The sequence below is a fragment of the Sporosarcina sp. FA9 genome, from assembly GCF_051550205.1.
Classification (GTDB): domain Bacteria; phylum Bacillota; class Bacilli; order Bacillales_A; family Planococcaceae; genus Sporosarcina.
The window spans coordinates 2,416,783-2,440,816 of record NZ_CP188819.1 but is presented as its reverse complement, the minus strand read 5'-3'; the positions used below and the strand labels follow the sequence as shown (position 1 = coordinate 2,440,816).

Genomic DNA, 24,034 nt, shown 5'->3' with positions numbered 1-24,034 from the left:
ATGATAAAAGCAAAATGGTGGATTTATCAAATAGGTATTCCGCTCGTCCTCTTATTTGCATTTCCCTGGATTTTTAACAATGCTCATACCATTCATGTAGCCCAGACATTTTTAATTACCTACATTGTCATCTTAGGGTTAAATCTACTTGTGGGACTCTCGAATCAGCTTTCCTTGGGGCATGTAGGATTTTATGCGATAGGAGCATATTTTTCTGCAATACTTACCATGACATTAGGATTGAATTTCTTCGTAAGTATTGTGATCTCTGGCTTAATAGCTGCTGTGTTTGGAGCGATTGTAGCTCTTTTGTCCTTACGAGCGAAAGGTCCTTATCTAGCAATGGTAACAATTGCATTTGGAGAATTGGTTAGTATTATAGCCAACCGCTGGGTAAATGTCACGGGCGGTCCTGCAGGAACCAAAACTTCGGTACCATCTTTATTCGGTCTTGAGCTTGGGCCAATTCAATATATGTGGTTTATTGGTCTTTTGGCTATAATATTTACAGCAGGTGCAACGAATATCTTCAGAGGCCGTTTTGGAAGGACCTTTACTGCTTTTGGAAATAGTGAAGTTGCTTCAGAGGTGCTAGGGATTAACGTTCGAAACTGGAAGATATTAGCCTTTTCTGTTTCAGCTTTTTTAGCAGGTGTAGGTGGAGGACTGTTTGCTTTTCAAAATCAATTTATAAGTAGTACAACTTTTGAATTGAATCTTTCTATTATGTTCCTTATTGCGGTTATTATCGGAGGATCGGGAACAAAGATAGGTCCTATTATAGGTACAGTGGTTATCATTGGATTACCGCAATTCCTTCATAACTATGTAGATTATCATTTAATGATCTTTGGTGGAATATTATTAATCGCACTTATTCTTTTACCTGATGGGATCGTGGGTGCGTTCACCAAACTTTCTTACTTTAAAAAGTTTACTAGTGAAAAAGTCAATACGGAATTAGGAATCTTACATGATGATCGGGAGGCCAAAATAGATTTACCTGATGGGATTAATGGTAAGCTTTTAGAGCTTAAAAATATTTCTATGCATTTTGGTGGGTTAAAAGCTATCGACGATGTTGAAATTGAGGTTTTAGGTGGAACTGTTCACGGAATTATTGGCCCAAACGGTTCAGGTAAAAGTACCACAGTAAACGTCCTAAGTGGAGTCTATATGCCGACGGGCGGAAACCTTCTTTGGAAAGGAAAGAACATTACAAAATATGCTCCTCATGGTATAGCTCGAGAAGGAATCACCAGAACATTCCAAAATCTGCAGTTATTTGAGGATATGAGCGTTTTACAAAACGTCATGGTTGGTTTTCATCGTCACTTCAAAACAGGATTCCTGAAAAACCTAATATATCTAGGTCAGGTATCTAATGAAGAGCGATACTATGCACAAAAAGCTTATGATCTATTACGAATTGTTGGCTTAGAAGAAAGAGCCCATGAAAAAGCGTCTGATTTACCATATGGTGAACAGCGATTAGTTGAAATAGCTAGGGGGTTAGCTTTGAAACCTGATTTACTTATTCTAGATGAACCAGCAGCAGGGGCTAGTCCAAAAGAAATTGAAAAAATCATGGATGTGATCCGACGTCTGAAAAATGCAGGATTGTCTATTATTTTGGTTGAACATCATATGGACATAGTTATGAATGTTTGTGATTATATTACAGTATTAGATTTCGGTAAGAAAATTTGTGAAGGAACTCCTGAAACGATTCAAAACGATCCAAGGGTAATTGAAGCCTATCTTGGCGGGGAAGAGGTGAAACAGCTTGTTGCAGGTACAAGATCTTTCGGTTAGTTATGGTCAAGCGTCCGCTTTAAACAGGGTATCAATGGAAGTAAATGAAGGTGAAATTGTTGCTGTTATTGGTCCCAATGGGGCTGGGAAAACTACACTATTAAAAGCGATTACGGGGTTGCTGAAGGCGAAGGAGGGTACTATCCTATATAAGAGTAATGAGATTTTAGGTACTCCTGCTCATAAAATTTTGGGGTATGGTATATCCCATGTCCCTCAAGGTCGTCAGGTCTTTGGTGATCAGTCGGTAGAGGATAATCTAATTCTAGGTGCATTTACGATTAAAAAAGAGAAACAAAAAATTCAAGAGCTTATAGAAAGAGAATACGAAAGATTTCCAAGATTAAAGGAGAGAAGAGGGCAGCAAGCTGGTACATTAAGCGGTGGAGAGCAACAGATGCTAGCTGTATCCAGAGCGCTTATGTCTGATCCTGATTTTGTTATTCTTGATGAGCCATCCATGGGTTTATCGCCTATATTTGTAAAACAGATATTCGACACTTTGTTAGAGTTGAAGAAATCTGGCAAGACGGTTATGGTTGTCGAGCAATTAGCCATGGCTGCTTTAGCTATATCTGACCGAGCATATGTTTTACAAGTAGGTGAAGTGAAGTTACATGGACAATCACGAGATTTATTAAGGGATGATGGTCTGGTGAAAATGTATTTAGGTTCAGTTTCGGCGAACTAACGGGTGTGCAAAATACGTTGTTATGCATTTCGATTTTTTGCAATTGTACTCGCATATGCAATCTTAACTTATGATGGAGTAAGCTTGTTCGTCGTTGGATTTTCAGTGTATCCGATGGCAATTATCGCTATTTAAGCAGGCTGATCTACCGCGTCTCTTTATACCCGCAATACTAGCACTCGGGTCTGTTACCTTTACGATGACATCTTCAGGTTCACCGAGGATCCAAAACTGGATTCCAATCCCGTTTCTAGGAACCACTCCGTATGCAGGATGCGGAGTAAGTATAGTTGTTGCAGTCTTCATGGTGGTGTTCGGATACTAGGTGGCTGAAGAAAGTTATTACAAAAGTGCTTAATATAGGCGAGGCTTGGAGTCATTATTGCAATCATCTTGTTTACATGGGGATTTGAAATTTAACGTTTGAATAGCTACTTGCTAGGGGTTGCTATTATATAGGAGGAGTCAGTCGTCATGGTAAAGGGAAAGGTTCTTTTCATTACTGGTGCAGCACAGAGCATTGGTTTTGAAATTGCACGCGAGTTTGCGAATGTTGGAGCACTAGTAGCGCTTACAGATATTAATGAAGAAAAAGTTATGGGGGCAGCCTCAACGATTGGAAATGGGGCTATCGGAATTAAGTGTGATGTCACGTTGGAACAAGACTTGCAACTAGCAATTGAAAAAACAATTGAGCAGTTTGGACGAATTGACATATTAATAAATAATGCAGGGATGCAACATATAGAGTTACTTGAAGACTACCCCACTGAAAAGTTTGAGTTATTAATAAAAGTTATGCTTACAGCGCCATTTATTGCAACGAAGCTCGTACTACCACATATGAGGAAGAATGGATTTGGGCGCATCCTTAATATGGCTTCAATTAATGGCATGATCGGATTTGCAGGTAAAGCTGCCTATAACTCTGCGAAGCACGGCGTCATAGGCTTGACAAAGGTGGCAGCATTGGAAACGGCAACAGATGGAATTACAGTAAATGCAATTTGTCCTGGTTACGTAGATACTGCACTTGTACGTAATCAGTTCCATGATTTGGCGAAAACTAAAAATGTTCCCTTTGAGTCGGTGCTTGAAGAAGTAATTTTCCCATTAGTTCCACAAAAACGCCTCCTTGATGTAAAGGAAGTTGTTGATTTAACGTTATTTTTAGCAAGCGACGCTGCAAGAGGAATGACTGGGCAGGCGGTAGTAATTGATGGAGGCTATACGGTCCAATAATTGCTCGACATTTTAATAACTTATTATACCATTTCTTGCGACGCCACAATCGTTAGGTCCCTAACAATTGCGTGACATTGTAGGAACAATATAGAGCTCTCGCCCCTATTATTAAGGGACAAGAGTTTTTTGTTTAGATAAACGTTTAAATGTGAATTGTCTAAAATGCAATGTTGGGCCTAGAAGGAGTTGTTAACAGTTGAGGTTTAAGTTTAGCAGTATTAAGTCAAAGTTACTTTTTGTTTCTGTCTTAATTTTAATCATTCCAAGCTTGGTAGTAGGTTTGATGGGTTATAAATCTGCAAATGAAGGATTAGATGCTGCAGGTAAAGCCACAATACAAAATGCGGTTACAATGGCGATGCAAACGATAGATGCATTAAATAAGGAAGTTGAAGCGGGAAAAATGAGCTTAGAGGATGCTCAAGAACAAGTGAAGATTTATTTGCTTGGCGAAATGAAACCGGATGGCACGAGGCCGATTAACCGAGATGTAAATCTTGGTAAACATGGGTATTTCGTTGTTTACGATGAAGATGGAAAGGAGATTGCGCACCCAACTCTTGAAGGGCAAAATGTGTGGGAGGTACAGGATAAAGACGGCCAATACTTAGTTCAGGAACAAATTAAAGCAGCACAAAATGGTGGAGGGTTTACAACGTATTCGTGGAATTTCCCGAATGAGCCTGACCGAATTGGTAAAAAAATAATGTATAATAAATTAGACGTGAATTGGGATTGGGTTGTGACGGCCGGTTCATATATGGAAGACTTTAATAAAAGTTCAAACGAAATATTATGGACGGTACTAATTACGCTAACATCCTCTTTAATAGTAGGCTTAATAGTAGTTTATGTATTTGCAGATAACATCTCCAAATCAGTTGTACTGGTAAAAAATCAATTGCATCAACTTAGCGAGAATAACTTGACTGTAGAAGACTTACGATTAAATAGAAATGATGAAATTGGTCAATTAGCTGACAGTATGAACCTCATGAAAAACAACCTCATCCATGTTATCGAAAATATTACAGATGTTTCTTCCACCTTGACCGCATACTCTGGAGAGCTTGCGGCAAGTGCTGAGGAAACGAACAGGGTGACGGATCAAATTGTTGATTCCATTCATAGTATTTCGGATAGCTCCGAAATACAATCAATTATGGCGAAGGAGACCGAAGAAACTGTACAAAATATGGCGAAAAGACTTTATGATATTCAGAACAATATGGAGCAAGTGAGAAAGGCGGCAGACCAATCATTTGAAAAAGTTCAACGAGGGAAAGAGGAGTTAGGTAACTCTTCAAAGAAAATGGGGGAAATACAAATAAAAACTAGTCAAGCCTCTTCTTCAATTCATCAACTCGGGAAAAAATCGAATGAAATTGGGAATATTGTTGAGCTAATTGCTGATATATCAGCACAAACCAATTTACTTGCTTTAAATGCCGCAATAGAGGCTGCTCGAGCAGGAGAGCATGGTAAAGGTTTTGCAGTCGTAGCATCTGAAGTAAGGAAATTAGCAGAAGAATCAAATCGATCAGCTGCACAAATTAATCAACTTGTTCTTGATATACAAGGAGATATAAAAAGATCGGTTCAAATGATGGATGAAGGTGAACAGACCGTACAAGAGGGCATTGAATCCCTTCACTTTACTGGAGAAGAGTTTGAACAAATCGAACAATCTACCTTAGAGATAGTGAAAGAGGCTAAGCAAGTGTTATCTTCGGTTCGCCATGTGTATGAGGGTGCAGATCAAATGGTTAAAGCTGCTGTAAAAACTGCTAAGATGGTTAATAAATCCGCGGAATCGACAGAGACAGTAGCTAAAGCGTCAAGAGAGCAAAGTGCGACAATCCAAGAAGTTGCTGCGGCATCTGCCTCTTTATCCGATATGGCTGATGAGTTAAGCAAGCTAGTGGTGAAGTTTCAGTTAAAGTAATTCAGCTATTTTTTAGTCTCATTATAGGAAAGGTTTCAAAACTATTAAACTCTTTCATTTGCATGGTTATTTGGAATTTGAGAAGATGGTGTAGAAGAATTCTTTATATTCGTTTCGTTGAATGTAAAAAAATGTGGAGGGATGGTATGAAACCTTTAGCTGAACATTTACCGGAATCGGTCCTAACACAAATACTTGAAAATGCATTCCAATGGTTTGTTGTCGTGAATAAAGACTTGAAAATTATGTATATTAATGAAGACTATTGTAAATTTCTAGAGATTAGTCGTGAAGAGGCGTTTGGTAAACCGGTATACGAGGTCATCGAAAATAGCCGAATGCATGAGGTGATTGCTACAGGTAAAGCGCAAATTGCTTCCGCACAATTTATTAAAGGTACATATATGTTGGCGAATAGAGTACCTTTGAGGGTAGACGGTGAAGTAGTCGGTGCATTCGGTAGTGTTATATTTAGGGACCTCAATGATTGGCATAACCTGAGTTCTAATGTCAAAATTCAAATGGAAAAAATTAATTTTGGAAAACCTACAAATGAAGGTTCTCCGTACCTTCTCGAAAATATTATTGGATCTTCGAAGGTGATTCGTTCAATAAAAGAAACAATTCAAATGATTGCACCTAGTGATCTTCCAGTACTTATACAAGGTGAAAGCGGTACGGGTAAAGAGTTGTTTGCCCACAGTATTCATCAGCTATCTGATCGATCTGATAAGCCGTTTATTAAATTGAATTGTGCTGCAATCCCACCCGAGTTATTAGAATCAGAATTATTTGGTCGTGCTGAAACTGAAGGAAGATTACATTTGGCAAATGATGGAACTTTGTTTTTGGATGATGTTGGGAATATGCCTTTATCGGTACAAGTAAAATTATTGCGAGTGATGCAAGAGGGGTTAATTGAATCAATCGGTTCAGTTCAATCAAAAAAAGTGAATGTTCGAGTAATCGCGGCTTCAAATCAACCTTTAAAAAGTTTGATTGAGTCTGGGAAGTTTCGAGAGGACTTATATTATCGAATTCAAGCAATTACGTTACAACTTCCACCTTTACGTGAGAGGATGGATGATTTCATTGAAATTACAAACTATTTATTTCATAAATCGCTTATGAGGGCAGGTAAAAGAAATCTTATATTCGCTACGGACACCATGGAATATTTACAAGCATACCATTGGCCAGGAAACGTTCGGGAGTTGCAAAACGTTGTTCAGGCAGCTGTCTATCTGACTAATGGTGAAGTAATTGAGCCCAGTGCCTTGCCACAACAGATAAAGATGGAGCGGACGTTTTACACCATTGGTTCTAGAACACTTTCGGAATCTTTGGAGGAGGTCGAGCGAAATATTCTTCATGAAACATTACTGCATCATCCAGATAAACGCGCTGCAGCTAACATTTTAGGGCTTAGTAGAAGTACATTATATGAGAAGATAAAGAAATATGACTTATAAACTACAGGTCGTTCCAGAAGCAAATTAAAAGGCCAATCTCACAAAGTTATTAGGAGGAAATTAAATGAAACCAATTTATTCAACTGCAAAAGATGCAATCGCAGATATCCAAGATGGTGCAACAATTATGGTAGGGGGTTTCGGACTTGTCGGGATTCCTGAACAATTAATTTTGGCTCTCGTTGAAAAAGGTGTGAAAGATTTAACCGTAATTTCAAATAATTGTGGTGTTGATGAATGGGGACTTGGCCTTTTACTAAAAGATAAACAAATAAAGAAAATGATTGGTTCATATGTGGGTGAAAATAAAGAGTTTGAACGTCAAGTACTTTCGGGAGAAATTGAAGTTGAACTTACGCCACAAGGGACGCTTGCTGAGAAAATTCGTGCTGGTGGTGCCGGAATTCCAGCATTTTACACGCCAGCTGGTGTTGGTACTACTGTTGCAGAAGGAAAAGAAATTCGAGTCTTTGATGGTAAAGAATACGTACTTGAGGAAGCTCTTCGTGCAGACTTCTCTCTAATTCGTGCATCAAAAGCGGATAAATTCGGAAATTTAATTTACAATAAAACAGCACAGAACTTCAATCCTATGATGGCTGCGGCGGGTAAAATTACAATTGCTGAAGTAGAAGAAATCGTTGAAACAGGAGATTTGGATCCACAGATGATCCATACACCAAGCATTTATGTTCAAGGACTTCTGCAGGCAAAACAAGAAAAACGAATCGAACGTTTAACAACAAGTTAATTTAATGGAGGGGAAACTTTAAGATGACAAAAGTGAATTATAGAGAAAGAATCGCGAGACGAGCTGAAAAAGAAATTGAGGACGGTAATTATGTAAACCTTGGAATTGGAATGCCAACTCTCGTTGCAAACTATATTTCAGACGATAAAACAGTCGTTCTTCAATCTGAAAATGGACTTCTTGGGATTGGACCTTATCCAACAGAAGATGAGGTAGATCCTGATCTTATCAATGCTGGAAAGGAAACAGTCACGTCTATACCTGGTTCCGCTTATTTTACGAGTGCCGAATCGTTTGCGATGATTCGTGGAGGACATGTCGATGTAGCAATATTAGGTGCTATGGAAGTTTCAGAAAAAGGGGACCTTGCCAACTGGATGATTCCTGGAAAGATGATTAAAGGTATGGGAGGCGCGATGGATCTAGTTCATGGTGCTCGAAAAATCATCGTAATAATGGACCATGTTGCAAAAGACGGTTCCGCTAAGATTAAAAAAGAATGCTCACTTCCTCTAACAGGAAAAAATGTTGTGCACAAAGTTATTACAGAACGTGCGCTGATTGAAGTTACACCTGAAGGACTTGAATTAAAAGAAGTCTTTGAAGGATTTACGATACAAGAAGTCATTGACTCTACTGAAGCACATTTGATTGTGGAAAATGTTATTGAAGGTGTCAAGTAATAGTTGTTAAAATAGTGTATTTCGGGTAGACTGTAAAAAATAGCTTCGGCATTGAAAAGAATTAGTAATCTTAAATTTCACTTGTAGAGAGCCGACGGATGGTGAAAGTCGGTAGTGTAATTCGATGAACTCGTCTTAGAGCCTGTACAGATGAACTACTTAGTAATCTGTACCGTTTTCCGCGTTAAGGAGTCAAGTTGGGCAGGTTACTGTCAATTTGGGTGGTACCGCGGGGAAATCTAGACATTCTCGTCCCTTATTTATTAGGGGACGGGATTTTTTTGATTCTGAAGTAAAAATTTTTACATTGTGTTACTTTTTTCATACATAGAGGAGGAATAGCAATGAGTTACAATCATTTAAAAATCGAAAAAAAATGGAGAGAGTTTTGGAAAGAAAACAAAACGTTTAAAACAGTTAATGATCCATCAAAACCTGCATTTTATGCGCTTGATATGTTTCCATACCCTTCAGGAGCTGGATTGCATGTTGGACATCCCCTTGGATATATCGGAACAGATATTTTAAGTTCATTTAAACGAAAACAGGGATATAACGTTCTTCACCCAATGGGATGGGATGCTTTTGGTTTACCCGCAGAGCAGTATGCAATTGATACTGGAAATGACCCAGCAGAATTCACGGCTAAAAATATTGCAACATTCAAACGTCAAATGAATGATCTTGGATTTTCGTATGACTGGGATCGTGAAATCAATACTACGGATCCTTCGTATTATAAATGGACACAATGGATTTTTATTCAGTTGTTTAATAAAGGCTTAGCTTATGTCGATGAAATGCCGGTTAACTGGTGCCCAGCACTTGGAACGGTATTAGCGAATGAAGAAGTAATCGATGGTAAGTCAGAGCGTGGTGGACACCCTGTAGAACGCCGTCTAATGCGCCAGTGGGTTCTTCGCATTACGAATTATGCAGATCGTTTACTGGAAGATTTAGAGGATCTCGATTGGCCTGAAAGTTTGAAAGATATGCAAAGAAACTGGATTGGGCGCTCAGAAGGTGCTCAGCTTAAATTTGATATAGAGGGTTCTGATTTATCGTTTGAAGGATTTACGACACGCCCAGATACGATTTTTGGTGCGACGTATGCAGTCCTTGCACCGGAGCATAAGTTGGTCAAACAAATTACGACTGCGGAGCAAAAGGATGGCGTTGAAAAGTATGTGAATGAAGTGAATACGAAGAGCGACCTTGAGCGAACGGATCTTGCGAAAGAGAAAACGGGCGCATTCACGGGAGCTTACGCAATCAATCCGGCAAGCGGAGAGAAAATGCCGATTTGGATTGCAGATTATGTCCTTGCAACCTATGGAACAGGTGCAATTATGGCGGTTCCAGCACATGATGAACGTGATTATGAGTTCGCAAAAGAATTCAATCTTCCAATTATTGAAGTCGTAGCTGGTGGAGATATTTCGAAAGAGCCTTATGTTGGAGACGGAAAACATATTAATTCTGGTTTCCTTGACGGTCTTGGCAAAGACGAAGCAATCGAAAAATCAATTGCATGGTTTGTAGAAAACGGAAAAGGTGAAAAGAAAATCACGTTCAGACTTCGTGATTGGCTGTTTTCAAGACAACGGTATTGGGGAGAGCCGATTCCTATTATTCACTGGGAAGATGGCACGATGACAACTGTTGATGAAGCAGACTTACCACTGGAATTACCAATTACAGATAATATTAAACCAAGCGGAACGGGTGAATCTCCACTTGCGAATATTACAGAATGGGTAAATGTAACAGATCCTAAAACGGGAATGAAAGGTCGTCGTGAAACAAATACGATGCCACAATGGGCTGGAAGTTGCTGGTATTATTTACGGTACATTGATCCAGATAATGAAGACATGATTATTGATCCAGAACTTGCAAAACGCTGGTTGCCGGTAGACATTTATGTTGGTGGTGCAGAACATGCGGTACTTCATTTATTATACGCAAGATTTTGGCATAAAGTTTTATATGACATTGGAGTTGTCCATACAAAAGAACCGTTCCAAAAGTTGTTTAACCAGGGAATGATTTTAGGAGAAGGCAATGTGAAAATGTCGAAGTCGTTAGGTAATGTTATAAATCCTGACGATATTGTTCATTCACATGGTGCAGATACTTTACGTATTTATGAAATGTTCATGGGTCCTTTAGATGCTTCCAAAGCATGGTCTACAAACGGTCTTGACGGCGCACGTAGGTTCCTAGATCGTGCATGGCGTTTGTTTGTGAACGAAGAAGACGGAACGTTGAGTTCAAAAGTAAGCGGAGAATCTGGTGGAGCAATGGAAAAAGTGTATCACCAAACCGTGAAAAAAGTGACTGAAGACTTTGAGGCAATGCGCAACAATACAGCAATTTCCCAGCTGATGGTGTTTATTAACGAAGGGTATAAAGCCGATTCTATTCCAAAAGAATACGTCGAAGGATTTGTTAAAATGATTTCGCCAATTACACCACATTTTGCTGAAGAATTGTGGGAGTTGCTAGGTCATAATGATACGATTACGTATGAAGAATGGCCAACGTACGACGAAACAAAACTTGTTGATGACACAGTTGAAATTGCTGTTCAAATAAACGGTAAAGTTCGTACGAAGATTGTTGTGGCTAAAGATGCTACAAAAGAAGAGCTTGAAAAAACAGCAATCGAAGACGAAAAGGTAAAAGAGTTTCTCGAAGGTAAAGAAATTAAAAAAGTCATCGGAATACCCGGTAGACTTGTTAATATTGTAGCAATCGGATAACCAAAAAAATCCATGGAGGAGGTTGAAAAACCTTTCCCGTGGATTTTTTTATTTACTTGGTTCAATAATTTATGACCATGTAGAAATTATACCCTGCTCCACAATCTGCACCTGTTAGTTTAACAACAAAAGACTACTTTTGATAACAAGTTTCATATTCATCCTTCATTAACCAACTCCGACACGCTAATCCTCTATCATGATAAATCTCTGTTTCCACATCTAATTTCATACTATTGTGTTTATAAGGTCCAGCGTTCGTTATGAACAACGTTTTTTCATCTGCCCAATTCAGAAGAATATTGTTATTTGCATCACTATAATAAATTATTTTCTTATTATCATTTTCATGATGTTTTGTTATTTCTACCCATACATTAACTCCTCCTGCTGCACCACCATATGGTTCGTAATAAGCATTTGCCGTATATTCCTCAGTAGGCGATAAAATAGGACCAGGTCCGTTTTGGAGGAATTTTTTATCAATATCATCAAATGTAAAAAAATACACCTTATATACATAGATTGAAGATACCAAAAAAAATCCAAATAACATTGCAAGCAATAATTTTTTAGGAAATAGTTTCTTTTTAAGAAATGAGATTATTATCTTAACCGATAATATCAAAAATATAATTACCGTAACAAAAGAAATTAAGAGACCAAACAAAATTAAAATAATAATCCCCCTCTTTATAATGTCAAATAATAATTATTCTTACAATATTCCTCTATACGTAAAGTGGCAAGATTGTAGCCCAGCCCTTATTCATTAAACTCTCCCGATTGTGGTAAATGATTTATTATAGTCTTACCAAAAAATTCACGACCACAGAGAAAATATCTTGATTTCATAGTGCTCTAAATCATCTTTAGACAATTTGGATTTCAAATACTTTTTAACTTCAGGTATATCATTTTTATCATATACATCTATCGATATAACTGGATCAGTATCTCCGATTGCAAAGCTTTGTACTTCATATTTAACCCATAATGATTCCATAACTAGCTCTGTACTATATGGCTGTTGTTGCGTGTACAAAAATACCACAGACATTACAATAACACTCGTTAAAATTAGTACTCCGAAATATTCTTTTAACACCCATTTTTTTCTCCTCCATCATTTAATTCTCTCAAATGGCTCCGTTTGTTGAATAAATCGTTTACTTATAATCTATTTTAGCACAAAATCCTTTGTACCCTTTAAAGCTGTAACCGTCAAGTAAAATCGAACAGTTTTTGATAAATAACACTCAACAGTTTTCGTCAATTAAGACCCAACACTTTGCTCCGTGAAGAGCGCTTTTCTGTATTTCATACGAATGCTATTTTGATCTTCACTAAAGGTTAAAATTTCACTTCGGTGAAGAAGTCGATCTAAAATTGCAGTTGTCAATGTTGGATCGCCCAAAAATTTTCCCCATTCACCCGGACCTTTATTTGACGTTAAAATGAAAGCTGCTTGATCATAAAGTTCGTAAATGAACTGAAAGAATAGGTGTGCTTCCTGCGGCTCGTAAGCCATATACATGACATCATCAATGATGATTAAATCGGATTTTACAATCCTCTTATATCTTGCTTTCGATTTAGCCACGTATTCTCTTGTCTTTAAAACGTAAATCAGACGATCCATCGAGATAAAGGATACTTGATATCCTTGCTCAATCGCATGAACACCAAGTGCTGTCGAGAGATGGGTCTTGCCGACGCCTGTCGGCCCCATCATGATAAGCGTGAAATATTCCTCTACCCACGTTAATTCTTTTAATACATTTAGTTGTTTCACACCAATTGCTGTTTGCTCTTCTAAACGGAAATCTTCAAGTTTAAGTAGCTCGGGGAATTCTGCCCACTTCATTAGTTTATCAGTGTTTTTTGTTTCACGATAATTCACTTCATAGCTTAGAAACTCATGTATAAACTCGTGGTAAGTCCAGCCCTTAGCTTCTGCCTCTCGTAAAAGATTAGGCAATTCTTTAGCGGACTCTGCGAGCCGCAGAGTTCTACATTTATCTTGCAAAGGTTCATAAGGATGTTTCATTTAGAATCACCTCCTCGAAGAACCTGAAGATATATATCTTCTTTTCGTTCAGGCGCAATCAGATTTTTATATTTTTCATTGACTATGCTAGTTGCCTTGCTATTATTCTTTTTACTGTGTAGTGCCAACGAAAAAGCGATGTCCCTCAGATCGTTTGCGCTAGTGAGTTTCAAGCGTTTCAGTTCCTGAACAGCGATATCTAGAAATTCGGGATACTGTTGACCAACTAATTGCACGATTTTCAATTGGTCAATCAAATGACGTGGATAGCGCACAGCTAGCTGTTCTACAAGCCATTTTGCAGCGTGTGGATCTTGTAATAGGTCTTCGACTTGTTGAATAAGCTTATCTCTTTTAGTTTGGTTTCGCTTCCTATGGGAAGGGTCGGAGATGATATTTCCTTTGCCATTAGCTATTTGATGTTTTGCCAGCACGTGACCATTTTGCTGAAGACGTATACAAATATATTCGTGGTTCTTTTCTACATATGCGATATTCGGTGCGTCTTTACGGTACGTACCGACAGGTACGCTATATCGATTACCTTCAAATCGTATGACGTTGTCTTTGTGGATTTGCCTTGTTATACTGGAAACATAGATATCTTCAAAAATGTAAGTCCCTGAGACCTGTCTGAGGTGTTCCTTTTCCAGAGTGTACACTTCAGTAGGTCTCTTTTTTGTGTTGTGATGTACTTTGTAATTCCCAGTTCGCTTAAGCCATTTCATACTAGACTCTTGCCAATCTAGTAGATTGTCAAAGGTTCGATTCTTAGCGAAGTTATATTTTACATACTTGACGACTTGTTCAATTTTCCCTTTAGATTCTGGATCGGCTTTTCGACATAGATAAATTTTAAATTTCCTCTTTTGATAATAATTTGTAAAGTCTGCGGTTAAAATTAAATCACCCGCATTCTCGCTGACTGCCAGTAAACGATCCTGATCATAAGCAATTTCATCTGTTATTCCACCGTAATAGTTAAAGGCATTCTCATGCATTCGTATTAAATCACTTGTCCTGAAAGGACGATCTAGCCACTCTACATACTTATATCGAGAGCGTGCTAGTACGAATGCAATAAAGTACAGTCGTTTATATTGGCCCTCCGTTGTCAGTTGTCTTGTCTCTCCAAAATCCACTTGGATTTGTTTGCCCATAGGCAACTCAGGAACTACTGCGTAATTTCTCTCGGTACTCATTTTAGGAATACAATGACGTTCTCTAAGCCCATTAACGAAATTCCTAACTGTTCCTTCAGAAACAGAGTCCACATCAAGCTTCTCCTGCAACCAATCAAGCACCTGTGCTCCAGAAAGGTCCGGATGTTCCTTTAACCATTCGAGTATCTGGTCTTTATAGGGATCCAACTTTTTACCTCTCTGTTGTAAAGACAGTATAAACTTTTGGAATTCATCTGGTGACATTCTTCCGTACTCAATGACTCGATTTCTGGAGATTTTTAACTTTTTTGCGATTGAGCTATTTTTAAATCCTTCAGAGCGCAATCTGTGTATTTCATAATAGACCATCCACTTTTCCACTTCCTATCCCTCACTTTCTATAGACTAGTTTCAGTATATAGAAAGTGAGATTATGAGGGAAAACTGTTGTGTCTTATTTGTTGAAAACTGTTGACTCTAGTTTAACGTTTACAAAAGCTTTCATTTAATTCAGAAAAACCTTCACAGTATACATTCCAGCCACCAATTAACAAGGTAACTAGCCAAGGCACATAAATTTATGCGATGTTGTTAATTCACTAACTAATCGTAGTGCGGGTTCCTTCTAATGGACGCCTTAAACATTGATATAACAACAAAAATGGGGACGCTAATCCGTATACGAAGTGTGCCCCCAAATGCTATGTTTTTTAACGTTTTCTCCCCATATACCGAACCCGTTAGATTATTATAGAAGTCTTATTAGTTATTCTGTTTTTATGGATGTTTATATGGTCTATTACAAAAACATTAGAAAAATTAACAGATAAGATTTTAGAGAAGCAAGATAAGCAGTATAAATTATTTGAGGAAATAAAATCGAACTTAAATAAAAAATTAGATTAGAAGGTTGTATTTTTCAACTGCTGCAACCCTTATACCGTAAGTCAGATAATTTAAATTCATCTTTCGGGTGCAGTTGTGAAAAATGAACTGTTCCTGAAATGGGCCATTTTACTGAAAAATACTTTATAAGTAAATTAGGTTTTTATGAATTGAATGGAGGTATGTTATTGAAGAAAACACTAATTCTTTCACCGATACTTATTGTGTTTTTCGGCATAGTATTGAATTTTCCAGAGTTTTTAATGGGAAGTCCTGCATCTATTAAGAATTTAATAGTCACACTTATATATATAATCGTTTGGACGCTCATTTTGAAAACTAGTTCAACTAGTAAAAACGATAAAGTAATGAAGTTTTATTCTGTGTTTTGGATATTAACATTACTTTCTGCCATTATTACGGGGTATGTTAATATCACAAATGCAATTGTGGATTGGGCAATACCTTTTGCAATCGTGTTTTTGACTCAATGGTATGGTATTACTTTTTTTACTGAAAGTTTTTTAGTTTCAACTGTAATAATCATAATTGCTTCTTTAATTATGGTTATTATGACTTTATTATCTATTAAAAAAGGCTGAATGAGTAAGCATTATTTTATTAATCGCTTTTAATAATCGCACGCTTTTGTTGAATGATATAGATTGAAGGTTCTATATACTTATATAATATATGTAACTTATATTTGAAATAAGAGTCTAATAACTAGGAGGTGTTATGGTGAAAACTTTAAAAAATATAATATTTATTTCGCTATTCGCTTTGTTGTTATCTTCTTGTAGTAACTCCACTTCCCTGAAAGGCAACCCCGATAGTCAATTCACTTCTTTTAAAGGCTGTCCAGATGCAGAAATTGAATGGGTGGATATGCTGATGATTGCTGATGTAAAATACGAGCATCATTTTCCAGAGTCAGCGAATGAAAATCATCCTTTAACGATTGAAAAAGGTAGAGAACTTGGTAAAGTGACATATGAGATGGCTGGAAGTGCATGTAGTAACCACAAGGCGCAAAATGGTGATGCGACATATTTAAAAGAAGGAACAATCATTTATGAAATTAATGGATATCCAACTTCCTTAATTGTTGTTGCAAATGACATTGTCTATGTAGCTAACACAAATAAAAAGGCGAAAACAGCAGGAGAACTTTACCCAATCGATAAGTTGGTGAAGAATATCTATATTCAAAGTACCGAAGATGGAAAGAGAATGCAGACATTCTCACAGTCTTCTAAGGATAAGTTCCTAGCCGCATTTTATGAATTAACATTAGAGAATCTACATTCATTAAACAATGCAGGTAAGTTAGAAGGTAATCGTATATTTTTGGAAATTGAACTTAATAATGGCGTTTCATTTAGGCAACTTTATTGGAACGATTCAAATATATTCCATAATGGAGCAATTGGAAACGATAAAATAAAGGAAGTTATTAACTATGAAGTATCAAATCTGAAGAAATGATACCAGTAAATATATTGAACAATTGCAACGATTGAAAGCTGTAGAAGTCGATATTCTTTAAATTCTTCGCTAGCAGAACGCGACCGACTGGGACGGAAAGCAACGTGATACTTGGAAACTATATAAAAAGGACTGTCCAGAAAATCAGTGTTCACTGACTTTTTGGACAGTCCTGTAGGAAATGAAAAAATCGATTATAGAAGGCTGAAAATCTTAACCCACCTCATTTGATAAAGAACCCATATACTAAAAGTTATACTTCCGAAGTGCCGGATGAGAACTCGTCAGCACTCATACCCGCAATTCTTCCAGTCACTAAAGCAGATGTGATGTTATAACCACCTGTATAGCCGTGGATGTCTAATATCTCACCACAGAAGAAAAGTCCTTCTTTCTTTCGAGAAGCCATCGTTTTCGGGATGATTTCTTTAATAGAAACACCGCCACCCGTAACAAATGCCTTTTCGATTGGCTGAGATCCATTTACTGTCATTGGGAATGCTTTCAATAATTTTGCAAGTGTTCGTATTTTCTCCGTTTGCATGGAAGCACCTGTGTCACTTGGATCGATTCCAGCTTTATTAAAGAGAAAGAGTAACCATCTTTCTGGAGCAATTCCTTTGAGCACATTTTTTACTGCTTTTTTTGGATCCTCTTTGACCATTTTAAAAAGCATTTGAAAAGCTTCTTCCTCTTTCATTTCATTAAGAGAATCAATTCGCATTTCTACCGGTAAATTGCCATTTTTCATTTGTTCTTTGACGACGTACTGGCTGCAACGTAATATTGCAGGCCCACTAAGTCCGAAATGGGTAAAGAGCATATCCATATGATGAGTAACAAGTACTTTACCTTTTGCATTGAGTACAGAAACTGCGGCATCACGCAGTGCGAGGCCTTGCAGTTCTTTTGATAGAATAAATGGCTCATTGGATAATAAAGGAACTTCCGTCGGATACAGTTCAGTTACTGTGTGTCCAGCTCTCTTTGCCCAAGGATATCCATCACCTGTGGATCCGGTTTGTGGGACGGCTTTTCCTCCTACCGCTACGACAAGAGCACTCGCCTGAATTTCATCCCCAGAATCTAATTGGACACCAAGAACTTTTTCATCATTCATTAATAATCTTTTGACACGTGTTTCAAGTCGTACTTCTATATGCAATCGTTCCATTTCAGCGAGCATTGCATTCACAACATCTTTTGCTTTATTTGAAACAGGGAACATTCTTCCGTGATCTTCCTCTTTTAAGGGGACACCAAGATTTTCAAAAAAAGCAATGATATCTTCATTATTAAAAACGGAAAAAGGGCCATATAGAAATCTTCCGTTTCCAGGTATGTTTTTTACAATCTCCTCTTGAGGTAAACGATTTGTAACGTTGCATCGACCTCCACCAGATATAGCAAGTTTCGTACCAAGTTTTTTACCTTTTTCAAGTAGGAGAACTTTTTTACCATTTTCTGCAGCAGCAATCGAAGCCATGAGTCCAGATGGACCCCCGCCGATGATGATGACGTCATACATATTAGGAACCACACTTTCAGTTTTTCTCCATTATACACAATATGCTGTTATACATTGTGAAAAGTGTCATCTGGGGGTAAACTATTAAGTAGATTTAGGAAGATTGGAAGGATAAAAATGTCGTCAAATTTAATTAAAGGTACAGCTATTTTAACGATTGGTCTTTTTCTATCAAAAGCACTTGGTCTTTTATATCTAATCCCGCTCTACGCATTAGTTGGTAAGGAAAGTATGGTTTTATACCAATATGCGTACATTCCATATAATATCGCATTATCCATCGCTATATCAGGAGCACCTCTTGCAATTTCTAAATTTGTATCTAAATACAATGCCTTAGGAGATTATGCAACCGGAAGAAAACTGATGAAATCCGGAATGATGTTAATGGTGTTTACTGGAATAATCTCTTTTCTAACACTAAATTTTTTAGCTGAACCTATCGCTAAATTAGTAATCAGCAGTAATGAGCAAATTTTTACTGTGGATCAAATTGCTACTGTTATTAAATCTGTTAGCTATGCTTTGTTAGCAGTCCCTTTGATGAGTATTTCTAGAGGCTTTCTGCAAGGGTATCAAAAATTTGAACCAACGTCTGTCTCTCAATTAATAGAACAGATAGTTCGGATCATCTTTGTACTTTCTGGTGCTTACATTGTAGTTCGATTTTTAAATGGTTCTCCGGTTACGGCAATAAATCTCGCTGTATTCGCTGCATTCATTGGAGCTGTTGCAGGTCTTTTCGTTTTATTTAGGTATTGGATAAAGTACAAACCAGAATTTAATCATCTTCTTGCAAATAGCCTGCCTGCAGCTGATATATCCATTAAAGATATGTACAAGGAGTTGTCCGGGTATCTTTTACCGTTCATACTTGTCGGAGTAATAAACCCTCTTTATCAATTTGTTGATATGATTACGTTTAATAGTGCGATGAAATCGATTGGACTATCGACAGTATCGGATAACTATTTGGGTATGTTAAACCTTCTTACACACAAGTTTGTAATGATACCTGTGATGGTAGCAACAGGATTTTCAATGGCTTTAATTCCTGTAATTACGAGCTATTATGCGAAAAAAGACCAAGAGGGAATTACACGTTCACTGAATCAGACCTATCAAATAATGATTTATTTGACGATTCCTATGGTAATAGGATTGATGGTTTTATCAAATGAATTATATACATTCTTGTATGAAAAAGATGCAATAGGCTCAAGTATTTTATTTAGCTATGCACCTGTTGCGATATTATTCGGCTTGTACACAGTAACTGCCGCGATACTACAAGGAATTGATAGACATAAGTGGATTGTTTTTACATCGTTATTAGGTCTTATGTTGAAGTTAGCTTTAAATATTCCGTTCATCAAACTTTTTGAAACGAATGGTGCAATTTTGGCAACAGCAATCGGTTATTTAGTTGCAATTGCTATTAATATGGTCATAATTTCGAAAACACTTCATTACAAATCGAAAATGGTGATAAGAAGAATAATACTGATTGGTATTTTGAATTTAATTATGTTTATTGGCGTTCTGGCAACCCTTAAAGGTTTAACTGCAATTAAAGTTGTAGATGGTAAAATGCATGCATTATTATATATATTTATTTGTGCATTTGTCGGGGTAGTGATTTACGGTTACTTATCATTAAAAACTGGCTTGGCTCAAAAGTTATTTGGAGAACGGTTAACAAAAATTACAAGAAAATTAGGTTTTTAGGAGGTTTCCAATGAGGTTAGATAAATTGTTATCAAATATGGGCTTTGGTTCTCGAAAAGAAGTTGGGAAACTTCTTAAAAAAGGTGCCGTTAAAGTGAATGAAGAAACGGTCAAATCCTCAGCCCTTCAAGTGGATACGGACAAAGATCATGTAACAATTCTTGGTGAAGAAGTCATTTACAAAGAATTTATTTATTTAATGATGAATAAGCCCCAAGGAATTCTTTCCGCAACAGAAGATTCAAGGGATGAAACTGTTGTGGATATTCTTGAAGAGGAAGACCAACACTTTAAGCCGTTTCCAGTAGGTAGGCTAGATAAAGACACTGAAGGGTTTTTACTTCTTACCAATGATGGAAAACTGGCCCATAACTTGTTGTCACCGAAGAAAGGTGTTCCGAAAGTTTATTTCGCCCATGTTTCAGGCGTGGTAACTGAGGCGGATGTTCTTGAATTTGAAAGAGGTGTGATGTTGGATGATGGGTATGTAACAAAACCGGGCATGCTCCGAATTCTAAAATCAGCAGAGCTTTCTGAAATTGAACTAACGATTACTGAAGGAAAATACCATCAAGTGAAAAGAATGTTCGAGGCTGTTGGAAAAAAAGTTGTCTATTTAAAGAGATTATCAATGGGGCCGCTTGTACTTGATGAAGAATTGGAACTTGGCGAATATCGAGACTTGACTGAAGTCGAGATAGCCTTACTTTTTAATATATCTGAGAAATAAAAAAGCTGAAATCGCATAAGGCGATTCAGCCATTTGATGTTACTATTACTTTTTTGGTTGTCGTTGTCCACTTACCACGGACTGGACTTGTTATTAAGTCATTGTACTCCAAAACATTTAAATCTCTTTGGATCGTACGGTTAGTGATACCGAATTCTTCGGTCAAAGTTTCTGTAGTGACACTCCCATTTTCAAGTATATACATGTAAATGGCTTTAATTCGGGTGAGCATACGATCAGTAGCTGGTTTCAAGTGTGGAATCACTCCTTCATCATCATATTCCAAAGAATTTATGGGCATGTGAGTGTTGAATGGCATTTGCACGTTGAAATTATTCCTGACGTTGCACTTCCTTTCGTAGAGTGTCGTTATCAGATCAAACATTCTGATAACTTTAGTATACCGTATTTAGGTAGTTTATGCACATTTTTATATTAATAATGAAATATACTTTATTTTGTGTGTGCAACGTGTGAAAATAAGGGATAGTTACAAAATTTAATTAAATAGAAGTTTAATTCCATAGGAAGAAAAGAGGAAGTAAAATGACAGTTCACTTTATCAACGGAGAATATATTAATAAAGACGATGTAAATGTTTCAATTGATGATAGAGGGTATTATTTTGGTGATGGCGTATATGAAGTAATTAAAGTATACGATGGAGAATTATATACTGCCCATGAGCATTTGAGCCGTTTATTCAATAGTGCACAAAAGATTAAAATAGATATTCCATTTACAGAATCAGAACTGTCACAAGTTGCTAAAGAATTACTAATAAGAAATAAGATTTCAAATGGTCAAGTTTATATGCAAGTGACTCGAGGTGTTGCACCAAGACAGCATAATTTCCCATCTCAAGAAGTATTGCCTATGCTAACTGCTTATGCTCTTGAAACTAAAAGACCATTGGATGCTATAGAAAAAGGAGTATCTGTAAAGTCTGTTGTAGATGTTCGTTGGCTTCTATGTGATATAAAAAGCCTGAACTTACTTGGAAGTGTATTAGCCAAACAAGAAGCAAAAGAGGCCAATTGTTTTGAAGCACTTTTACATAGAGATGGTTTTGTTACAGAGGGATCCTCTACGAATATATTCGGAGTAAAAGAGGGTATCGTTTATACACATCCCGCTACAAACTTAGTGTTAAATGGTATTACTCGCCAAGTTGTTCTTCGTTTGTGTAACGAGCTAGCGATTCCATGTGTTGAAAAAGAGTTTACGTTGGAAGAGGCATTCGATATGGATGAATTGTTCCTAACTTCAACAACGTCAGAAATAATGCCGATTACAAAATTGGATGATCGAAGCATAGGAAACGGGCTACCGGGATTACAGACGAAGAAGTTATCAGAAGCATTTAATCTTCAAATACCATTTAATAGAACGAAATAACCATTGTAAATCGAGGTTTGTAGTGAGTGATAGGAGTGAATAATAATGGCTCAACTGGTCAAGCTTCTTGATTATATTTCCCGTTATGAAAATGATTTAACACGCTATCCTACTCAATTCATTAGATTGAAAAAATATCAATGGGATCGAATGAAAATTCAGTGGGAAAGTGGTTTAGATCATTCTGCTTGGCAAAAAAGACCGGAGGAAATTGAACCGGAGGAAGAAAATAGGTTTGCCGGTATGTTAAAAGTGTTTCGCCGAAAAAATTCCGTGAAAGAGTTAGAGGAAACAATTGATACAAAGGAAGACGATGAGAACTTTGGTTTTGAACCTAATATTATTTACAATCCAACTTCGGTTGCACAACTTCGTAAACTGTATTTAGATCAGTTGTTTCATTTTCAAATAAAATGGGCAAGTTCAACGTTAATAGATAAGTCACGGGTAGATTCTAAATATATGCGAGATTCACTTTTACGAAGTTTTGCACTGAATCTGCCAGATAACTATTTATTATTTTATTATCCAATTATTCGATTGAAAAATGCAATTATAGATCTTGAGATACTTATTTTTACTCCAGTGGAATGTATGTGTATTTCAGTTATAGAAGATGAGGATGTTGCTGCATTTATCGGTAGTGGGGATCGCTTTTGGTTAAAAAAAGTTGGTGAGACCGAAACTAAAATTCTAAATCCATTTATTGGTTTAGATCGAATGGAGAAAGTTGTTTCAAGTATTTTTAATAGTAAAGGAATCGATTTTCCTATTCGTAAGTATCTAATCTCTAGAAACGGGTATATCGATTATCCTGAAACATCATTTAATACACAATGCGTGGATCGACGTACTTATGAAAAATGGTTTACGAAGCTTCAGAAGTCATCTACTCCAATGAAATCAAACCAATTTAAAGCAGCAGAGGCCGTCCTCGATCTCGGTCAAACGACGGCAATGAGTCGGCTTTTTGAAAGTGAAGAAGAAGTTTGATAAAATAAGTAAAATTGAATCGAAAAGAGTGTGTATAAATGCGTTTACGAAATAAACCATGGGCACGAGATTTCATGGCAGAGCATTCAGATATCCTTGTGGCGGAACCTGAAAAGATGAACGATGGATGGAGTACGCTTTTTGGAAACAATAACCCAATTCACATAGAAGTGGGAACTGGAATGGGTCAGTTTATTATTGGGATGGCTCTTGCGAATCCTGAAGTGAATTATATTGGAATTGAACATTTTGATAATGTAATTGTTGTTGCGCTTGAAAAAGCCATTGCTGCAAATAAACCAGCAAATCTTAGATTATTCCGTGCAAACGGTGCAGATCTGTTGGATATTTTCCAATCGAATGAAATCGATCGAGTTTATTTAAACTTTTCTGATCCGTGGCCAAAAACAAGACATGCAAAGCGTAGATTGACGCATGAAACTTTTCTGAAATTATATGAGTCCGTGCTAAGGACGCGCGGTGAAATTCACTTTAAAACAGATAATCGAGTGCTTTTCGAGTTTTCTCTTGTTTCTATGTCACAATATGGCATGAAGCTTGGCTACGTATCACTGGATTTACACGCTGAGAACATTGAAGATAATATAATGACAGAATATGAAGAGAAGTTTTCTTTAAAAGGACAACCCATTTATAGACTAGAGGCAAAATTTGAAGGTAAATAAGTTGAAGTAGAAAGGGGT

21 protein-coding genes, 1 pseudogene and 1 other annotated feature are annotated in these 24,034 nt (G+C 37.1%); of the genes and pseudogenes, 16 read left to right on the top strand and 6 right to left on the bottom strand.

What is annotated here, in order from left to right; genetic code table 11:
• From ACP8HH_RS12140 to leuS, 9 genes and pseudogenes are all read left to right on the top strand, one after another.
• A complete protein-coding gene (locus ACP8HH_RS12140) occupies window positions 1–1,815 on the top strand; it encodes a branched-chain amino acid ABC transporter ATP-binding protein/permease (RefSeq protein WP_438311640.1) in 1,815 nt (604 codons plus the stop codon).
• Entirely contained in the window at window positions 1,787–2,506 is a 720-nt protein-coding gene (locus tag ACP8HH_RS12135) for an ABC transporter ATP-binding protein (protein ID WP_438311638.1), read from the top strand. Before ACP8HH_RS12140 ends, ACP8HH_RS12135 begins: the two co-directional genes overlap by 29 nt.
• 36 nt (window positions 2,507–2,542) lie before the next feature.
• Window positions 2,543–2,874: pseudogene (locus ACP8HH_RS12130) on the top strand (GntP family permease); the annotation flags it as partial.
• 106 nt (window positions 2,875–2,980) lie between these two features.
• On the top strand, window positions 2,981–3,748 hold the full coding sequence (locus ACP8HH_RS12125) for a 3-hydroxybutyrate dehydrogenase (RefSeq protein WP_438311636.1): 768 nt from the start codon (window positions 2,981–2,983) through the stop codon (window positions 3,746–3,748).
• Between the two features lie 199 nt (window positions 3,749–3,947).
• Window positions 3,948–5,696 carry a methyl-accepting chemotaxis protein gene (locus tag ACP8HH_RS12120; RefSeq protein ID WP_438311634.1) on the top strand — a complete coding sequence of 583 codons (1,749 nt, stop codon included), beginning with the start codon at window positions 3,948–3,950 and terminating at the stop codon, window positions 5,694–5,696.
• Window positions 5,697–5,842: 146 nt separating this feature from the next.
• Window positions 5,843–7,168, top strand: a complete 1,326-nt coding sequence (locus ACP8HH_RS12115; protein ID WP_438311632.1) for a sigma-54 interaction domain-containing protein — start codon at window positions 5,843–5,845, stop codon at window positions 7,166–7,168.
• A 64-nt stretch (window positions 7,169–7,232) separates the two neighbouring features.
• On the top strand, window positions 7,233–7,919 hold the full coding sequence (locus ACP8HH_RS12110; RefSeq protein ID WP_438311630.1) for a CoA transferase subunit A: 687 nt from the start codon (window positions 7,233–7,235) through the stop codon (window positions 7,917–7,919).
• Between the two features lie 23 nt (window positions 7,920–7,942).
• The gene (locus ACP8HH_RS12105) at window positions 7,943–8,602 is read left to right on the top strand and encodes a 3-oxoacid CoA-transferase subunit B (RefSeq protein ID WP_438311628.1); all 660 of its coding nucleotides are present in this window, start codon (window positions 7,943–7,945) and stop codon (window positions 8,600–8,602) included.
• 42 nt (window positions 8,603–8,644) lie between these two features.
• Window positions 8,645–8,862: a binding site (T-box leader), on the top strand.
• An 84-nt stretch (window positions 8,863–8,946) separates the two neighbouring features.
• Entirely contained in the window at window positions 8,947–11,367 is a 2,421-nt protein-coding gene (leuS, locus tag ACP8HH_RS12100) for a leucine--tRNA ligase (protein WP_438311626.1), read from the top strand.
• Window positions 11,368–11,500: 133 nt separating this feature from the next.
• Here the strand turns inward: leuS and ACP8HH_RS12095 are convergent, their stop codons facing one another.
• The 4 genes from ACP8HH_RS12095 to istA all read right to left on the bottom strand — a co-directional run bounded on the left by ACP8HH_RS12095 (window position 11,501) and on the right by istA (window position 14,961).
• Window positions 11,501–12,037 (bottom strand): DUF5412 family protein, encoded by a 537-nt coding sequence (locus ACP8HH_RS12095; protein WP_438311624.1) that lies wholly within the window; start codon window positions 12,035–12,037, stop codon window positions 11,501–11,503.
• A 153-nt stretch (window positions 12,038–12,190) separates the two neighbouring features.
• Window positions 12,191–12,427, bottom strand: a complete 237-nt coding sequence (locus ACP8HH_RS12090; protein ID WP_438311622.1) for a hypothetical protein — start codon at window positions 12,425–12,427, stop codon at window positions 12,191–12,193.
• Window positions 12,428–12,643: 216 nt separating this feature from the next.
• A complete protein-coding gene (gene istB / locus ACP8HH_RS12085) occupies window positions 12,644–13,417 on the bottom strand; it encodes an IS21-like element helper ATPase IstB (RefSeq protein ID WP_438311382.1) in 774 nt (257 codons plus the stop codon).
• Window positions 13,414–14,961: an IS21 family transposase gene (gene istA, locus ACP8HH_RS12080; RefSeq protein ID WP_438311620.1), complete on the bottom strand. Its 1,548-nt coding sequence runs from the start codon at window positions 14,959–14,961 to the stop codon at window positions 13,414–13,416. The genes istB and istA overlap by 4 nt, the downstream gene beginning before the upstream one ends.
• A gap of 692 nt (window positions 14,962–15,653) precedes the next feature.
• Between istA and ACP8HH_RS12075 the strand changes: the two genes are divergently transcribed.
• Window positions 15,654–16,067, top strand: a complete 414-nt coding sequence (locus ACP8HH_RS12075) for a hypothetical protein (RefSeq protein ID WP_438311618.1) — start codon at window positions 15,654–15,656, stop codon at window positions 16,065–16,067.
• A 139-nt stretch (window positions 16,068–16,206) separates the two neighbouring features.
• Window positions 16,207–16,953 carry a hypothetical protein gene (locus ACP8HH_RS12070; RefSeq protein ID WP_438311616.1) on the top strand — a complete coding sequence of 249 codons (747 nt, stop codon included), beginning with the start codon at window positions 16,207–16,209 and terminating at the stop codon, window positions 16,951–16,953.
• 253 nt (window positions 16,954–17,206) lie between these two features.
• On the opposite strand, the gene ACP8HH_RS12065 is transcribed toward ACP8HH_RS12070, so the two are convergent.
• On the bottom strand, window positions 17,207–18,481 hold the full coding sequence (locus ACP8HH_RS12065; protein ID WP_438319154.1) for an NAD(P)/FAD-dependent oxidoreductase: 1,275 nt from the start codon (window positions 18,479–18,481) through the stop codon (window positions 17,207–17,209).
• A 117-nt stretch (window positions 18,482–18,598) separates the two neighbouring features.
• Between ACP8HH_RS12065 and ACP8HH_RS12060 the strand changes: the two genes are divergently transcribed.
• Entirely contained in the window at window positions 18,599–20,209 is a 1,611-nt protein-coding gene (locus tag ACP8HH_RS12060; RefSeq protein ID WP_438311613.1) for a putative polysaccharide biosynthesis protein, read from the top strand.
• A 10-nt stretch (window positions 20,210–20,219) separates the two neighbouring features.
• A complete protein-coding gene (locus tag ACP8HH_RS12055) occupies window positions 20,220–20,939 on the top strand; it encodes a pseudouridine synthase (protein WP_438311611.1) in 720 nt (239 codons plus the stop codon).
• A 25-nt stretch (window positions 20,940–20,964) separates the two neighbouring features.
• On the opposite strand, the gene ACP8HH_RS12050 is transcribed toward ACP8HH_RS12055, so the two are convergent.
• Window positions 20,965–21,192 (bottom strand): DeoR family transcriptional regulator, encoded by a 228-nt coding sequence (locus tag ACP8HH_RS12050; protein WP_438311609.1) that lies wholly within the window; start codon window positions 21,190–21,192, stop codon window positions 20,965–20,967.
• Window positions 21,193–21,485: 293 nt separating this feature from the next.
• Here ACP8HH_RS12050 and dat point away from each other — a divergent pair, with 293 nt between their 5' ends.
• From dat to trmB, 3 genes are read left to right on the top strand one after another with little or no spacing between them, the layout of a single operon-like run.
• The gene (gene dat, locus ACP8HH_RS12045; RefSeq protein ID WP_438311607.1) at window positions 21,486–22,337 is read left to right on the top strand and encodes a D-amino-acid transaminase; all 852 of its coding nucleotides are present in this window, start codon (window positions 21,486–21,488) and stop codon (window positions 22,335–22,337) included.
• Window positions 22,338–22,382: 45 nt separating this feature from the next.
• Window positions 22,383–23,330 carry an NERD domain-containing protein gene (locus tag ACP8HH_RS12040; protein ID WP_438311604.1) on the top strand — a complete coding sequence of 316 codons (948 nt, stop codon included), beginning with the start codon at window positions 22,383–22,385 and terminating at the stop codon, window positions 23,328–23,330.
• A 38-nt stretch (window positions 23,331–23,368) separates the two neighbouring features.
• The gene (gene trmB, locus ACP8HH_RS12035; protein ID WP_438311602.1) at window positions 23,369–24,016 is read left to right on the top strand and encodes a tRNA (guanosine(46)-N7)-methyltransferase TrmB; all 648 of its coding nucleotides are present in this window, start codon (window positions 23,369–23,371) and stop codon (window positions 24,014–24,016) included.
• Window positions 24,017–24,034: the final 18 nt, after the last annotated feature.

Bases quoted from the DNA above. Each gene is read 5' to 3' on its own strand.
- ACP8HH_RS12140 (WP_438311640.1), top strand. From the start codon at position 1: ATGATAAAAGCAAAATGGTGGATTTATCAAATAGGTATTCCGCTCGTC.
- ACP8HH_RS12125 (WP_438311636.1), top strand. From the start codon at position 2,981: ATGGTAAAGGGAAAGGTTCTTTTCATTACTGGTGCAGCACAGAGCATT.
- ACP8HH_RS12115 (WP_438311632.1), top strand. From the start codon at position 5,843: ATGAAACCTTTAGCTGAACATTTACCGGAATCGGTCCTAACACAAATA.
- ACP8HH_RS12110 (WP_438311630.1), top strand. From the start codon at position 7,233: ATGAAACCAATTTATTCAACTGCAAAAGATGCAATCGCAGATATCCAA.
- ACP8HH_RS12105 (WP_438311628.1), top strand. From the start codon at position 7,943: ATGACAAAAGTGAATTATAGAGAAAGAATCGCGAGACGAGCTGAAAAA.
- leuS (WP_438311626.1), top strand. From the start codon at position 8,947: ATGAGTTACAATCATTTAAAAATCGAAAAAAAATGGAGAGAGTTTTGG.
- ACP8HH_RS12090 (WP_438311622.1), bottom strand. From the start codon at position 12,427: ATGTCTGTGGTATTTTTGTACACGCAACAACAGCCATATAGTACAGAG.
- istB (WP_438311382.1), bottom strand. From the start codon at position 13,417: ATGAAACATCCTTATGAACCTTTGCAAGATAAATGTAGAACTCTGCGG.
- ACP8HH_RS12065 (WP_438319154.1), bottom strand. From the start codon at position 18,481: ATGTATGACGTCATCATCATCGGCGGGGGTCCATCTGGACTCATGGCT.
- ACP8HH_RS12060 (WP_438311613.1), top strand. From the start codon at position 18,599: ATGTCGTCAAATTTAATTAAAGGTACAGCTATTTTAACGATTGGTCTT.
- ACP8HH_RS12055 (WP_438311611.1), top strand. From the start codon at position 20,220: ATGAGGTTAGATAAATTGTTATCAAATATGGGCTTTGGTTCTCGAAAA.
- dat (WP_438311607.1), top strand. From the start codon at position 21,486: ATGACAGTTCACTTTATCAACGGAGAATATATTAATAAAGACGATGTA.
- ACP8HH_RS12040 (WP_438311604.1), top strand. From the start codon at position 22,383: ATGGCTCAACTGGTCAAGCTTCTTGATTATATTTCCCGTTATGAAAAT.
- trmB (WP_438311602.1), top strand. From the start codon at position 23,369: ATGCGTTTACGAAATAAACCATGGGCACGAGATTTCATGGCAGAGCAT.